The sequence below is a fragment of the Azospirillum oleiclasticum genome (genome assembly GCF_013423485.1).
GTDB lineage: Bacteria > Pseudomonadota > Alphaproteobacteria > Azospirillales > Azospirillaceae > Azospirillum > Azospirillum oleiclasticum.
This window is the reverse complement of sequence record NZ_JABFFR010000019.1, coordinates 1-13,939: the sequence shown is the minus strand read 5'-3', so window position 1 is coordinate 13,939 and position 13,939 is coordinate 1. Positions and strand designations below refer to the sequence as shown.

Annotated in this window: 14 protein-coding genes; 2 read left to right on the top strand and 12 right to left on the bottom strand. The window is 68.3% G+C overall.

What is annotated here, in order from left to right:
* Nucleotides 1-76: 76 nt before the first annotated feature.
* Nucleotides 77-868: a competence/damage-inducible protein A gene (locus tag HL658_RS18935; RefSeq protein ID WP_180284150.1), complete on the top strand. Its 792-nt coding sequence runs from the start codon at nt 77-79 to the stop codon at nt 866-868.
* Nucleotides 869-941: 73 nt separating this feature from the next.
* Nucleotides 942-1,202, top strand: a complete 261-nt coding sequence (locus HL658_RS18930) for a hypothetical protein (RefSeq protein ID WP_246337714.1) — start codon at nt 942-944, stop codon at nt 1,200-1,202.
* A gap of 24 nt (nt 1,203-1,226) precedes the next feature.
* Here HL658_RS18930 and HL658_RS18925 read toward each other — a convergent pair whose 3' ends face one another.
* From HL658_RS18925 to HL658_RS18870, 12 genes are all read right to left on the bottom strand, one after another.
* On the bottom strand, nt 1,227-1,394 hold the full coding sequence (locus tag HL658_RS18925) for a hypothetical protein (protein ID WP_180284151.1): 168 nt from the start codon (nt 1,392-1,394) through the stop codon (nt 1,227-1,229).
* 559 nt (nt 1,395-1,953) lie between these two features.
* Nucleotides 1,954-3,039, bottom strand: coding sequence for a hypothetical protein (locus HL658_RS18920; protein WP_180284152.1), 1,086 nt, complete (start codon nt 3,037-3,039; stop codon nt 1,954-1,956).
* A gap of 115 nt (nt 3,040-3,154) precedes the next feature.
* Nucleotides 3,155-3,376, bottom strand: coding sequence for a DUF1150 family protein (locus HL658_RS18915; RefSeq protein WP_180284153.1), 222 nt, complete (start codon nt 3,374-3,376; stop codon nt 3,155-3,157).
* Between the two features lie 66 nt (nt 3,377-3,442).
* Nucleotides 3,443-3,922, bottom strand: a complete 480-nt coding sequence (locus HL658_RS18910) for an Hsp20 family protein (protein WP_180284154.1) — start codon at nt 3,920-3,922, stop codon at nt 3,443-3,445.
* Between the two features lie 144 nt (nt 3,923-4,066).
* A complete protein-coding gene (locus HL658_RS18905; RefSeq protein ID WP_180284155.1) occupies nt 4,067-4,282 on the bottom strand; it encodes a hypothetical protein in 216 nt (71 codons plus the stop codon).
* Nucleotides 4,283-4,358: 76 nt separating this feature from the next.
* Nucleotides 4,359-5,645: an MFS transporter gene (locus HL658_RS18900; RefSeq protein WP_180284156.1), complete on the bottom strand. Its 1,287-nt coding sequence runs from the start codon at nt 5,643-5,645 to the stop codon at nt 4,359-4,361.
* The gene (locus HL658_RS18895; protein WP_180284157.1) at nt 5,642-5,881 is read right to left on the bottom strand and encodes a hypothetical protein; all 240 of its coding nucleotides are present in this window, start codon (nt 5,879-5,881) and stop codon (nt 5,642-5,644) included. The genes HL658_RS18900 and HL658_RS18895 overlap by 4 nt, the downstream gene beginning before the upstream one ends.
* A 53-nt stretch (nt 5,882-5,934) precedes the next feature.
* On the bottom strand, nt 5,935-7,572 hold the full coding sequence (locus HL658_RS18890) for a tetratricopeptide repeat protein (protein WP_180284158.1): 1,638 nt from the start codon (nt 7,570-7,572) through the stop codon (nt 5,935-5,937).
* Between the two features lie 62 nt (nt 7,573-7,634).
* A complete protein-coding gene (locus HL658_RS18885) occupies nt 7,635-8,933 on the bottom strand; it encodes an adenylate/guanylate cyclase domain-containing protein (RefSeq protein ID WP_180284159.1) in 1,299 nt (432 codons plus the stop codon).
* Nucleotides 8,915-9,424, bottom strand: coding sequence for a PIN domain-containing protein (locus HL658_RS18880; RefSeq protein ID WP_180284160.1), 510 nt, complete (start codon nt 9,422-9,424; stop codon nt 8,915-8,917). The genes HL658_RS18885 and HL658_RS18880 overlap by 19 nt, the downstream gene beginning before the upstream one ends.
* Nucleotides 9,425-9,501: 77 nt before the next feature.
* Nucleotides 9,502-10,764, bottom strand: a complete 1,263-nt coding sequence (gene odhB, locus HL658_RS18875; RefSeq protein ID WP_180284161.1) for a 2-oxoglutarate dehydrogenase complex dihydrolipoyllysine-residue succinyltransferase — start codon at nt 10,762-10,764, stop codon at nt 9,502-9,504.
* A 38-nt stretch (nt 10,765-10,802) separates the two neighbouring features.
* On the bottom strand, nt 10,803-13,700 hold the full coding sequence (locus tag HL658_RS18870) for a 2-oxoglutarate dehydrogenase E1 component (protein WP_180284162.1): 2,898 nt from the start codon (nt 13,698-13,700) through the stop codon (nt 10,803-10,805).
* Nucleotides 13,701-13,939: the final 239 nt, after the last annotated feature.

Sequence of the window (13,939 nt, the reverse complement as noted above, 5' to 3'; positions counted from 1 at the left end):
ACCGACCGCACGCATTTCCCCTGCTATACCGGAACCGCCGCCACCCCCGCCCTGCCAACCCCGAGAGGTCCCGCCGATGAGCGCCGATCACCCCGCTTCCACGAATCCTACGGCTGCCAACCCCACCGCCGCCGTCCTGGTGATCGGCAACGAAATCCTGTCCGGCCGCACCAAGGACGCCAACCTGCCGCATCTGGGCGAGACGCTGGCCGCCGCTGGCATCCCCGTGCGCGAGGCGCGCGTGGTGCCCGACGTGGAGGCGGAGATCATCGACGCGGTGAACGCGCTGCGCGCCAAGCACAGCTACGTCTTCACCACCGGAGGCATCGGCCCCACCCACGACGACATCACGTCGGAGTGCGTTGCCAAGGCTTTCGGTGTGGCGCTGGAGCTGAATCCGGACGCGGTGGCCCGGCTGGAGGCGCATTACGCCGCCGGCCAGCTCAACGAGGCACGGCTGCGCATGGCGCGCATCCCCGCCGGTGCCACGCTCGTCGACAACCCCATCAGCGCCGCGCCCGGCTACCGGATCGGCAACGTCTTCGTCATGGCGGGGGTGCCGAACATCATGCGGGCGATGCTGGACGGTGTGCTGCCGGCGCTCCAGGGCGGCCCGCCCGTGCACGCGCGGACGGTGAGCTGCGAGCTGGCCGAAGGCACCATCGCCGCCGAGCTCGGCGCGTTGCAGGACCGCTATGGCGATCTGGAGATCGGCAGCTATCCCTATTTCCGGGCCGGCTACTTCGGCGTCAGCCTGGTGCTGCGCGGGACGGACGAGGCGCGGCTGGACGCGGCGACGGCGGAACTCGCCGACATCGTCCGGCGGTTGGGTGGTACCCCCACCGTCACGCTCGGCGCCAAGGGATAGTCTCCGACAAATGTCGGATCACGTATTGTCGGGACACTAAACAATACCATGTGACTGGGTGGGAGCCTCCCTCATGAAGTCAACCGTCATGAAACCCTTCGAGAAGGCCGCCGTCCTGTTCCTGCTGAAGCACTTGGCGTCCGGGGCGGCCGGGGCGATCGTGCTGGGGCTCGGCATCCTGATCCTCGACATCGCGCGGATCGGCACGCTGATCGCCACCAGCGAGCATGGACTGGTGGCGACGATCATGCTGTTCTTCGGGCTGATCGTCACCTTCGGCAGCGTTGCCATGGGCATCGGGATCATGACGCTGAACGAGGACCGGCGCCCCTGACCGGGTGCCATCGCGCCGGCAGGCTCAGAAGGGGCCGAAGCTTTCCCACGCGAAGACCAGCGCCGTGATGATGGCGAGCCAAACGGCCGCGTATTGCAGCCATGTCCCCCGGTTGCGCCTCAATGCCGCTGGAACAACCAGAATGGCCACCATCAACAACGCCACCAGCTGCAGCCAACCTGCCTCGTCCATACCCGTGTCTCCGCTGCCATAGGTCCCGAAAGGCCGATATGGGGAACCACGGAGCGTTGCGCACGGGCTTGACCTCACACCCCCATTCGTCATAGCAATGCGTATAACCCGGCGAGAAACATACATGAGTATGCAACTCGTCAATTGTTTCTTCTTGGAAACAATTGACCATGGCGCGTTCTCGGTCGGAGATGTGCACTTGCGGGCGTGGTGGAACGGTAGACACAGCAGACTTCAATTGGAGTGCCCGCAGGGAAATCCGCGGTGCAGAACCGCTCAAAGTCGGGGAACGCTTCGGATCCTTATGATCCATGCCAATCCCGAGCCAAGCTCCGCCCGGTTCCGCCGGACGGTGAAGGTGTAGAGACTAGACGGGCGGCACCTAAAATCTTGGCGGTTTCGCCGCCGGGATCATGGTGAAGGGATAGTCCAGACCACGAACGTCCGGCTTGCCGGACGGCGGCGAAAGCCGAAGTGGCAGGAAAATCTGCTTTCCGACGCAAAAGGAAGTGCGGGTTCAACTCCCGCCGTCCGCACCACCACCGGGCGGGGGCCGCCGTCAGGCGCCCTGCGTGCGGGCCGACTGTTCCAGCGACTTGATGTGGGAGAGGCCCGGCAGGATCTCCGACTTGATGAACTCCAGCCGGCGGTTGGGGCCACCGCCACCGCGCGCGAAGCGGGTCTTCCACAGGTTCATCTTCACCTCCAGCCCGCACAGCACACCGCCGATGGTGACGTGATGGGCGGCGATCAGCTCGCGGATCTGCCGGAAGGTCTGGGCGTTGATGTCCTTCCAGAAGTCGCGCGTGCGGTTGTCGAAGCTCTCGAACCGGCCGGTGATCGAGGTGGAGATGTCCGTCAGGTCGCGATTGATCTCGTCCAGCATCTTGCACTGCCGCGAATCGCGTTTGACCTCCTGCGACGAGCGCACCTCGGACATCCAGGTCAGGAACTTCTGGACCTCCGGCACGATCTCGTCCAGGCATTTGCGGAAATAGGCCAGCGACAGGAAGATGTCGCCATACTCCTCCAGGAACTGGGGGATCTCCTGCAACGCCACATCCAGCCGGTCGGCCATCATCCGCAGATTGCGCAGCGCCTCATCCCTGTTGGGAGTGGCGAACATCCGGATCAGATCATCGACGCTGTTGATGTTCACTTCCTCCGACCCGTAAACGCATTCGATCAGCGGGCGGGTGAAGACGCGCATGTACTGGGTCAGTTCGGCTTTCTTCTTGGCCGACAGGGTCAGCGCCTCGTGATCGTTGACGTTGATGTTGAGGCGGCGCAGTTCGATCCGCGAGGTGTAGACGTCGAAGCTGGCGGCCTGCGCGATCTTCTCGATCTTCACCAGATCGCGCTCGACCTGCTCCTGGTACGACTCGAAATAGACCGCCACCTGCCGCGGCGCCACCTGGCCACTGCCGGCCTGGGCATCGTTGAACATCTCGATAACGGTCTGCAACCGCACATTCTTGATTAGGCGGGCGTGCTGGAGCCCCGGCGTTTCCAACGGAAGCGCCGACAGCGGCAAGATGTGCAGGGAATCGCGCGCCTCGTCGTTCCAGGCACGGCGGCGCGGTGCCTGTTCCTGGGCGGGTGCCGACGCTGCCTGACCGTCGCTGTCCTCGTGCCGGTCATTCACGGCTTCGTCTCACACACTCGCTGGATTATATACTCTCCCAAGATAGCCTGAAGCCATGGCGTGGCAAGAGCCGAAGGCTCCCGCGCCATGGCTTCAGGGACATAGGGACGCGGGTTCAGTGGACGCTGAGCGGTTCCATGTCGTTCTGGCGCACCGTTGCGAAGGCCACGTCCCGCGCGGGAAGGACGGTCAGCGGGGTGCCGTCGGCCGCGTGGATGGCGAAGGCCGCCGCCCCCTCGACCGTCACCGGCTTCACATAGGCCACATGATCCACGCCGAACGTGGCGAAGTCCTGCGGCGACAGTTGGCGGAGGATGGTGATGCTGGGATGGTTCATGATCGCTTGTCTTTCGCGAGGTCGAATGGCTTGCCCGCCCGTCGGGTGCGGGGTCAGGCCGGTCGTTCAGCCGCCGGAGCGATCCGGCGACACGTCGATCGTCCGCGGCTGCGGTCCGTCGGCGTCGCCGGGCCTGGGCTGCTCGATCTTGATGGTGCGGACCTTGGGTTCCGGCAGGGGCCGCTTCAGGTCGATGTTCAGGAGGCCGTTGTCGATGCTGGCCCCCACGACCTCGATCCCCTCGGCCAGCACGAAGCTGCGCTGGAACTGCCGCGCCGCGATCCCGCGGTGCAGGTAGATGCGCGACTTGTCGTCCTGCTGACGGCCGCGGATGACCAACTGGTTGTCCTCGATCTGGACCGACAGGTCATCGGCGGTGAAGCCCGCCACCGCCAGCGTGATCCGCAGCCCGTCGTCACCGATCTGCTCGATGTTGTAGGGCGGATAGCCTTCGGCGGAATTCTTGGCGATGCGGTCGAGCGTGCGCTCGAACTGATCGAAGCCGAGCAGAAGGGGACTGTTGAACAGGGAAAGACGCGTGGACATGGCGCAGCCTCCTCGAAGGGCGAGCGAGTTGCAGCGTGGGCCCGTCATCCGGCGCCCATTTCGCATCGCGGCCCGGCCGAGGCCGGCACCGACAGCCCATTAGATGGTCGCTCCGCCGTCCCGGTCAAGACGAACCTGGAGCCGTCATCGGCTCCGGAACAAGCGCCCGAAGAATCGCGCCGGGCCGGGCGGCAGGGCCCGCACGTCGAAGACGCAGCCGTAGCCTGATATCTCCCCGGCGTTTTCCTCGGGCGGCGGTTCGGTGGCCGGTGGCCGGGAGCGGGCGGCATCGCCGTCGGTGCGGCGCGCCAGCGCCTCGTTGATGCGGGCGAACGCCTCGATGTCCTTGATGTGCAGCATGGCTGTTCCATCCAGAAAGCATCATTGTGCACCGCAGCGTGAGCGGATGCCAGCGAACGTCGGCTGAAACCGCCCGTCAATGCGCGACTTCCGGTCGCAAGGGGGGGCTTGCGGGCTCGCGCACCGTCAGCATCAGCGCGAATCCGATCACGAAGAAGATCAGCACCGAGGCCATGCCCGCCCGCTGGCTGGCGAACGCCTCCGTCGCGAAGCCCAGCGCCAGCGGCCCGACGAAGCCGACCGCCCGGCCGGTCAGGCTGTAGAGCCCGAACATCTCCGTCACCATGCCCGGCGGGGCCATCCGTGCCATGAAGGAACGTCCGGCCGCCTGCGCCGGCCCGAAGAAGATCCCGAGCCCCAACGCGAACACCCAGAACCACGTCTTCTCCGTCACCATCAGCAGCGCCGCCCCGGTCACGCACAGGGCCAGGACGCTGACGAGGATGACCCGTTTGGCCCCGAACCAGTCGTCGAGCCACGCGAAGCCGATGGCCCCGGTGCCGGCGAACACGTTCAGCACGATGGCGAAGATCACGATCTCCTCGAAACCCATGCCGAAGGTGCCGGCGGCGTAGATGCCGCCGAAGGCGGTGATGGTGTTGATGCCGTCGCGGTAAAGGGCGCTGGCGATGAACCAGCGCACGAGGTTCCCGTTGCCGCGCAGATACCTCAGGGTTCGGCCCAGCATGCCGATGCCGTCGCGCACGGCCGCCCCCAACGGCCGGCCGGTGGCCGGCGTGTCGGGCACGAACAGGAACAGCGGCAGCGCGAACAGTGCGTACCATACGGCGACCAGCACGGAGGTGGCGCGCACGTTCGCCTGGGCCTCCGTCCCGATCCAGCCGGTGAACAGCCCGTCCGCCTGCACGAAGCCGAACAGCGCCAGCACCAGACAGGCGAGCCCGCCGAAATAGCCCACACCCCAGCCCCAGCCGGAGATTCTTCCCAGCATGTGCGGCGGCGACAGGGCCGGCAGCATGGCGTTGTAGAAGACGCCGGCCAGCTCGAAGGCGGTGGTGGCGACCGCCACACCAACCAGCGCCAGCACCACGTTCGACGGGTCCGGCCGCACCCACCACAGCGCCACCGTGCCGGCCAGGCAGATGCCGGTGAACAGCGCCAGCCAGGGTTTGCGCCGGCCGGCCTGGTCGGCGATGGCGCCCAGCATCGGGCTCAACACCGCGATCGCCAAGCCGGAGATGGCCATGGCGCGGCTCCAGGCGGTCGTCCCGGCCACCTCGCTCTCGGCCACCGCGCTGGTGAAATAGACGGAGAAGATGAAGGTGCCGACCACCGTGTTGAAGGCCGACATGGCCCAGTCGTACAGGCACCAGGCGGCGACCGCCCGTCGGTCGAGCGTCATGCAGCCGCCGGCGGGACGGCGGCGATGCGGACAGGGATCAGGGCGTTGATGGTGGCGCGCTGCTCGTCCATACGGCCATCGATGCGTGCCAGCAGGTTGGACATGAGGGAGAGGGTGGACTTGATCTCGGCCTGGCCGCGCATAAGGTCCGCGACATCGTGCTTCAGGGTCGCGATGTCGTTCTCCATGCGGTCCATCCGCACTTCCATCCGGTCCATGCGCTCGTCGCTGCTCATCCGCCCGCTCCCCGATCCACCGGTTAGGATTGTATGCGTTCTCAGGGATGGATTCAACCGGGAGGGGCGCCGAGGCCGAAGGCGATCTGGTTGGCGTCGTAGCGGGCGACGATGGTCAGCCGGTCGCCGGTGTTCACCGGGATGGGCCGCTCGAAGAAGGTGATGGCCTGCTTCCAGTGGTTGGTACGGCTGAGGCTGGCGGAGTGGTAGACGACCTCCTCGTCCATCAACAGGTCGAACCAGAAGGCCACGCCATGCGCGGTGCCGGCCGTGGTCACGGTCACCACGACGCTGCGTTCGCCCTCCTCCGGCATGGTCCGGGTGAAGTCGAAGTCGAGCGCTGTGAAATCATCGGACAGCCGGACATGCGCGTCGGCGGCGAGGTCGATGGGCTGGTAGCCGGGGGAGCGGAACACGTCCATGGCCGACATGTCGAACCCATCGATCTCCCGCACCGGGTTGATGCGGGCGAGTTCCGGTGCCTCCACCAGCATGCCGTAGACGGTGCTGGCGCGCGGGATGATGGCGGCGCCCGGCTTCACCAGATGTGTGCGCGCGTGCTGCAGCACCGACAGCATGCGCGGGGCCAGCATGCCGATGTTGATCAGCTCCGACACGAAGACGTCGGCCTTCTCCGGCAGCTCCGCGCCGACGGTCAGCCGGGTGGACAGGGTGGGCACCACGGTGACGCGGTCGGCGTAGCCGTTGCGGGCCACGCTCTCCGCCGCCACGCGGGCCAGCACCGGGTTGACCTCGCAGGTCACCACCGCCCTCGCCCCGGCGCGCGCCGCCATCATGGCGACGATGCCCGACCCCGTGCCGATCTCCAGCACCAGACTGTCCGGCTTCACCGCCCGCCGCAGCGCGGCGTCGTAGGCGTGGTTGCGCTCGTGATCGTTGATCATCGGCAGGTGCCAGGCGGGCACCGCGTTGGAATGGATCAGCCGGCGGGTGAACTGCACCATGTGGTGCTCGGGCGCCAGCGCGCGGGCGGCCTCGATGGCCTCGATGGCCTCCTCGGCGCGGTCCAGGCTGTGCAGCGCGTGGGCCAGCCCGATGTGGGCGGGCACGAAGCCCGGCGCGTGGCCGAGGACCGTGCGGAAGGCTTCCTCCGCCTCCTCCAGCCGGCCCAGCGTGGACAGCGCCTCGGCGAGGTTGTAGCGCGCCTCCAGATAGTCCGGGGCCAGATCCAGCGCCTGGCGCAGCAATGACTCCGCCTCCTCCAGCCGGCCGAGGTCGCGCAGGGTGGCGGCCAGGAAATTCTGCATCTCCGGCGCGTCCGGGCGCAGCGCCAGGGCGGTGCGGAAGCAGGCCTCCGCCTCCTCCAGCCGGCCCAGCGCCTTAAGGACATTGCCCAGGTTGCCGTGCGATTCCGGCAGCCGGCTGTTGGCCTCCACCGACCGGCGGAAGGCCGGCTCGGCCTCCGCCACCCGGTCGAGCTGGAAGAGCAGGCTGCCGCGGCTGTTGTGGATCGACGGGTCGGACGGTTCTGCCTCGGCCGCCTCGTCCAGGATCTCCAAGGCGGCGTCGGTGCGTCCGGCGCGGGCGGCGACCAGCGCCAGGATGTGCAGCGCCTGGGCGTTGCGCGGTTCTCCCGCCAGCACGGAGCGCGCCGCGGCCTCGGCACCCGGCAGGTCGCCCCCGCGGAACTGGCGGACGGCGTCGGAGAGGCTGGGGCGTGCGTCGGTCATCGGGAGCATCCTTCCGGGGCGCGGACGGCCCACCATACGCGAAAGAAAACCGCCCGGAAGCCCTAACGGGGTGCCCGGCCGAAAAGCTTCACCGGCTGGTTGCGCCCGCGCAACGGCTCGGCCGGCAGCGGGGTCCAGCCTTCCGCCTCCGGGCGTATCCCGGCCGCGCCCAGCGCGTCGGCGCTGGCGACGATGGTGAAACCGGCGGATTTGGTGAGCTGCTCCAGCCGGGCCGCGACGTTCACCGTGTCGCCCAGCACCGTGTATTCCAGCCGGCTGTCGTCGCCGACCGCGCCGCAGAAGACCGGCCCGTGATGCATCCCCACACCCACCCGCACCGCCGGATCCCAGGCGGCGACCTCGCGCGGCAGGGCTTCGGCGCAGGCCAGCGCGCGGGCGGCGTCGTCCGGCCGCGGATCGGGCACGCCGAACACCAGCATGGCGCCATCGCCCACGAACTTGTCGATCACCCCGTCCGTGCATTCCGCCGCGCGGGTGATCGCGGCGCGGAAGCCGGTGACGAAGGCCGACAGGGCGGCCGGGTCCATCCCCTCAGCGCGTGCGGTGAAGCCGCGCACGTCGCAGAACAGCACGGTCACCACCTGCCGCCGGCCGGCCCGCAACTCCGCCGCCGGCAGGTCGGCAAGGCGCCCGGCGATCTGCGGCGGCAGGTAGCGGGTGAGGTTGGTGCGCCGCCGCGCCTCCTCCAGCGCCCGGCGCAACAGCCCGCGCGCCCGTGCCGCGGCCAGCACCAGCACCACGCCGGCCAGCAGCAGCATGGCCCCGCGCATGGCGTTGGGCGGCACCCCGAAGAAATAGCCGAGCGCCGCCGGCGTCGAGTCCTGCGGCACATCATGCAACTCGCCGGTGGCGATCATGAGGACGAGCCCGAGGGCGAGCAACGCCACCTGGAAGCCCTGGAACCAGGGGTTGTAGCGCAATGCCCCGAAGGCCAGGACCAGCGGCGCCAGCCAGACCACCGGAAAGCCCGCCCCGAAGTTGGTCGGCAGGCCGGTGTTGCGCGCCGTCAGATGAACATTCACCGCGACGAACAGCACATCGACGGCCGCGAACACCCACCCCAGCCACGGCCACACCCGGTGCCTTCCCGCCAGCCGGACGGTGGCCGCACCGAACAGGAAATACGTTCCCAGGGTGGTGCCGGCGGCGAGGAGCTGCCGTTCCAGCATGGCGTTGTCCTCGGGCACCGTGCCGAGCACGGCGACCAGGAAGGTCAGCGCCAACGCCGCCGACACGGCCATCCGCAATGTTCCCACGGTGCGCTCCGCCCGCACCTCCGCCTCCCGCAGAAGGGTGGCGGCGTCGCGGCCGGTGTCGGGGGTCAGGGCTGGTCCAGCCATGGCGTCAGGGCCTTCGCCGTCCGGAACAAGCGCTCGGCGCGCAGGGTGGCGCGGTGCTGCCGCATCGTTTCCAGAACGGCGAAGCGGTCGCTCGTGATCAGGTGCAGGATGAAGGAGTCCGGGTCCAGCGCCGTGATGCCATAAGGACGCAGGGCGGCGGCCGGGAAATCACGCCGGTTCCAGGTGACGATGGTGTGCGCACCCGCGGCGACGGCGGCGGCCAGCACATGGCGGTCGTCGGGGTCGGGCAAGGAGAGGCCGGGGACGAGATGGTCGTAGCCGTCGATCCGACCGCCGGGCAGGGCGCGATCGAGATGAATCCCGCCGCCGGAGTGCCGGCGCAGCGCCGTCTCGCATTCGCGGACGATGTCGTCCGTCCACAGGGCACGGAAGAGCCCGGCCTGCGCCAGCGCGACCAGCAGGGCCCGCAGGGGCGGGCCGAACAACACGCAGGCATCGAGCAGCGCGGCCGGTGGGTGCGTCGGCGTCATGCCCGTGCCTCCTCACGCGAAAGGGGGCGGGCCCTTCGACCCGCCCCCTGGCGCGACACCGTGTCGGTGCGACCCGGTCACACGTCCAGCAGCAGCCGGCGCGCGTCCTCGATGCACTCCTTCACGCGGACGAGGAAGGTCACCGCCTCCTTGCCGTCGATGATGCGGTGGTCGTAGGACAGCGCCAGATACATCATCGGCCGCACCTCGACCTTGCCGTTCACCACGACCGCGCGGTCCATGGTCTTGTGCATGCCGAGGATGGCCGACTGCGGCGGGTTCAGGATCGGCGTCGACATCAGCGACCCGTAGACGCCGCCGTTGGAGATGGTGAAGGTGCCGCCGGTCAGCTCGTCCATCGACAGCTTGCCGTCACGCGCCTTCTTGCCCAGGGCGCCGATGCCCTTCTCGATGCCGGCGAAGCTGAGCTGGTCGGCGTCGCGCACCACCGGAACGACGAGGCCCTGCGGGGTGCCGACCGCCACACCGATGTCGTAGTAGTTCTTGTAGACCAGATCGGTGCCGTCGATCTCGGCGTTCACCGCCGGGATTTCCTTCAGCGCCTGGATGCAGGCCTTCACGAAGAAGGACATGAAGCCGAGCTTCACACCGTGCTTCTTCTCGAAGTGGTCCTTGTACTCGTTGCGCAGCGCCATGACGCTGGACATGTCCACCTCGTTGAAGGTGGTCAGCATGGCGGCGGTGCTCTGCGCCTCCTTCAGGCGCTCGGCGATGCGCTGGCGCAGGCGCGTCATGCGCACCCGCTCCTCCTGCTGGGCGCGCGGACGCTCGCCCTGGGTGCCGGCGGCCCACTGGAACTTCGGTGCCGGGGCGGCGGCGGGAGCCGGAGCGGCGGCAGCGGATGCGGCCGGCTTCTCCAGATGCGCGATCACGTCGCCCTTGGTGACGCGGCCGTCCTTGCCGGTGCCGGCGACGGAGGCGGCGTCGACCTTGTTCTCTTCCAGGATCTTGCGGGCGGCGGGCCCGCTGTCCTTCGCCTCGGCGGCCTTGGTCGGGGTGGGGGCCGGGGCCGGGGCGGCGGCCGGAGCCGGCGCGGGTGTCGCGGCGGGGGCCGGCTTGGCGGGCCCGGCCGGGGCGGCGGCGCCGTCTGCGATCACGCCGAGCAGGGCGGCGACGCCGACGTTGGAGCCTTCCGCGGCGACGATCTCGGTCAGGGTGCCGGCGGCCGGCGCGTTGACCTCCAGCGTCACCTTGTCGGTCTCGAGCTCGACCAACGGCTCGTCCACCGCGACGGTGGCGCCGACCTGCTTGAGCCAGCGGGCGACGGTCGCCTCGCTGACCGACTCGCCCAGGGTGGGGACCTTGATTTCCGTAGCCATGAGATCCTCTCGCTTCTTGTTCTTCGCCCGGGGTCCGGTCAGCTCACGGTCAGCGCGTCATCGACGAGCTTGGCCTGTTCCTTGTTGTGCCGCTTCAGCAGCCCTGTCGCGGGCGACGCCGCCGGCGGACGGCCGACATAGCGCGGCCGGCGGGCCTTGTTCCCGGTCGCCGACAGGCAATCCTCGATGCGGCGGTCCACGAAGAACCAGCCGCCCTGGTTCTCCGGCTCCTCCTGGCACCACACCACGTCGGCGTTCGGGTACTTCGCCAGTTCCTTGGTGAGGGCGGTGCGCGGGAACGGGTACATCTGCTCCAGCCGGAGGATCGCCACGTCGGTCAGCTTGCGCGCCTCGCGCTCCTGGAACAGGTCGTAATAGACCTTGCCGGTGCAGATGACGACGCGGCGCACCTGCTCGGCCGGGGCGAGGTCGGGCAGAGCGTCCGGCAGCACGCGGTGGAAGGACGACCCCTCCGCCATGTCGGCCAGCGAGGACACCGCGAGCTTGTGGCGCAGCAGCGACTTCGGCGTCATCACGACGAGCGGCTTGCGGAAGTTGCGGCGCATCTGCCGGCGCAGGGCGTGGTAGTAGTTGGCCGGCGTCGTGCAGTTGACGATCTGCCAGTTGTCCTCCGCCGACATCTGCAGGAAGCGCTCGACGCGGGCCGAGGAGTGCTCGGGCCCCTGGCCTTCGTAACCGTGCGGCAGCAGCAGCACCAAACCGGACATGCGCAGCCACTTGGACTCGCCGGAGCTGATGAACTGGTCGATGATGGTCTGCGCGGTGTTGGCGAAGTCGCCGAACTGCGCCTCCCACAACGTCAGCGTCTGCGGATCGGCCAGCGAATAGCCGTACTCGAAGCCGACGACGGCCGCTTCCGACAACGGGCTGTCGTGCACCTCGAAGGTCGCTTGGTCCGGGTGCAGATGCTGCAGCGCGATGTACTTCTCCTCCGTCGCCTGGTCGTAGACCACGGCGTGACGGTGCGAGAAGGTGCCGCGGCCCGAATCCTGGCCGGACAGCCGGACGCTGTTGCCCTCGAGCAGCAGCGTACCGAAGGCCAGCGCTTCGGCGGTCGCCCAGTCCAGCCCCTCGCCCGTCTCGATCGACTTCTTCTTGGCCTCGAGCTGGCGGGCGATCTTGGCGTTGATGCCGAAGCCGTTCGGCACCTGGCACAGCTTGTTGCCGATCTCCTTGAGCAGGTCCATCGGCACGGCGGTGTTGCCGCGGCGATCCTCCTCGCCGGGGGCGGTGGTCAGGCCGGCCCACTTGCCTTCCAGCCAGTCGGCCTTGTTGACCTTGTAGGAGGTCGCGGCCTCGAAATCGGCCTCCAGCTTTTTCATGAAGTCGCTGGTGACCTGGTCGGCCTCGGCCTGGGTGATCACGTTCTCCTGGACGAGCTGCCGGGCGTACAGGTCGCGCGTCGTCGGGTGGCTGCGGATCACCTTGTACATGAGCGGCTGGGTGAAGGCCGGCTCGTCACCCTCGTTGTGGCCGTGCCGGCGGTAGCAGACCATGTCGATGACGACGTCGCGCTTGAACTTCTGCCGGAACTCGATGGCGATGCGGCTGACATGCACGACCGCTTCGGGGTCGTCGCCGTTCACGTGGAAGATCGGCGCCTGCACCATCTTCGCCATGTCCGTGCAGTAGACGCCGGAGCGCGAGTATTGCGGGTTCGTGGTGAAGCCGATCTGGTTGTTGATCACGAAATGCACGGTGCCGCCGGTGCGGTAGCCGCGCAGCTCCGACAGGCCCAGCGTCTCGGCCACGATGCCCTGCCCGGCGAAGGCGGCGTCGCCGTGCAGCAGGATGCCCATCACCTGCTCGCGTTCAAGGTCGCCGCGCTGCTGCTGCTTGGCGCGCACCTTGCCGACCACCACCGGGTTGGCCCATTCCAGGTGCGAGGGGTTGGCGGTCAGCGACAGGTGGACGGTGGCGCCGTTGAAGTCGCGGTCGCTGGAGGTGCCCAGATGGTACTTCACATCGCCGGAGCCCTGCACCTCGTCGGGGGTGGACGGGTTGCCCTGGAACTCCGAGAAGATGGCGGTGAAGGGCTTGCCGACGAAGTTCGCCAGCACGTTCAGGCGGCCGCGGTGGGCCATGCCCAGCACCACCTCCTTGAGGCCGAGTTGGTGGCCGCGCTTCAGGATCTGCTCCAGCGCGGGGATCATGCTCTCGCCGCCCTCGAGGCCGAAGCGCTTGGTGCCGGTGTATTTGAGCTGGAGGAACTTCTCGAAGCTCTCCGCCGCCGTCAGCCGCTCCAGGATGGCGCGCTTGCCGTTGACGGTGAAGTCGGTGTGGTTGCGCCCGCCCTCGATGCGTTCCTGGATCCAGGCCTTCTCCTCGGCGTCCTGGATGTGCATGAACTCGACGCCGATGTGCCCGCAGTAGGTCTTCTGCAGGATGTCCAGGATCTGGCGCAGAGTCGCCGTCTCGAGGCCGAGCGAGTAGTTCAGGAAGATCGGCCGGTCCATGTCGCCGGGGCCGAAGCCGTAGCTCGCCGGATCCAGCTCCGGGTGCGGCTCTCGCTTCTCCAGCTCCAGCGGGTCGAAATGCGCGTTCATGTGGCCGCGCACGCGGTAGACGCGGATCAGCATCAGGGCGCGGATGCTGTCGAGCGTGGCCTGGCGCAGATTCTCGTGGCTGGGCGAGCCGTAGATCATCTGGGTGTGGGCGACCATGGCGCCGTTGCCGGGACCGGTCAGCGCCGGCGCGGCGTCCTCGGTCGCGAAGCCGTTGACCTCGGCCGGAGTCCAGGAGGCGCCGCGCAGCTCGTCGAGCACCGCGCGCGCGTCGTCGTCCAGCTCCTTGAAGAAGCCGTTCCAGCTCGGATCGACCGAGGCCGGATCTTTCAGGAAACGCGCGTAGAGCTCGGCAATGAAGCCTGCGTTCTGGCCGAACAGGAACGAGGACTGCTCCAGACTAACCGACATGGTCTTGCCCGGGCGGTTCGCCCGGTTCCCTGATGTTATCGTTGTTCGAGGGGATCACTGTCCCCCTCGACCCTCCGCCGGGGCCGTTGCGCCCCGGACCCCGGTCATATGGGGTCGCGGGGCGCACAAGTCCCGGCGTCGGAGGCCAGGGAGGCACCGCCTCCCTTGCATATCAGCCGTTCAGGACCTTCAGCATGGTGGAGCCGAGGCTGGCGGGGCTGTCGGCGACGGCGATGCCG

Coding starts and splice junctions, on each gene's coding strand:
- HL658_RS18910 (WP_180284154.1), bottom strand. CDS start 3,922: ATGTCCACGCGTCTTTCCCTGTTCAACAGTCCCCTTCTGCTCGGCTTC.
- HL658_RS18930 (WP_246337714.1), top strand. CDS start 942: ATGAAGTCAACCGTCATGAAACCCTTCGAGAAGGCCGCCGTCCTGTTC.
- HL658_RS18885 (WP_180284159.1), bottom strand. CDS start 8,933: ATGGCTGGACCAGCCCTGACCCCCGACACCGGCCGCGACGCCGCCACC.
- HL658_RS18870 (WP_180284162.1), bottom strand. CDS start 13,700: ATGTCGGTTAGTCTGGAGCAGTCCTCGTTCCTGTTCGGCCAGAACGCA.
- HL658_RS18915 (WP_180284153.1), bottom strand. CDS start 3,376: ATGAACCATCCCAGCATCACCATCCTCCGCCAACTGTCGCCGCAGGAC.
- HL658_RS18880 (WP_180284160.1), bottom strand. CDS start 9,424: ATGACGCCGACGCACCCACCGGCCGCGCTGCTCGATGCCTGCGTGTTG.
- HL658_RS18895 (WP_180284157.1), bottom strand. CDS start 5,881: ATGAGCAGCGACGAGCGCATGGACCGGATGGAAGTGCGGATGGACCGC.
- HL658_RS18905 (WP_180284155.1), bottom strand. CDS start 4,282: ATGCTGCACATCAAGGACATCGAGGCGTTCGCCCGCATCAACGAGGCG.
- HL658_RS18935 (WP_180284150.1), top strand. CDS start 77: ATGAGCGCCGATCACCCCGCTTCCACGAATCCTACGGCTGCCAACCCC.
- odhB (WP_180284161.1), bottom strand. CDS start 10,764: ATGGCTACGGAAATCAAGGTCCCCACCCTGGGCGAGTCGGTCAGCGAG.
- HL658_RS18925 (WP_180284151.1), bottom strand. CDS start 1,394: ATGGACGAGGCAGGTTGGCTGCAGCTGGTGGCGTTGTTGATGGTGGCC.
- HL658_RS18890 (WP_180284158.1), bottom strand. CDS start 7,572: ATGACCGACGCACGCCCCAGCCTCTCCGACGCCGTCCGCCAGTTCCGC.
- HL658_RS18900 (WP_180284156.1), bottom strand. CDS start 5,645: ATGACGCTCGACCGACGGGCGGTCGCCGCCTGGTGCCTGTACGACTGG.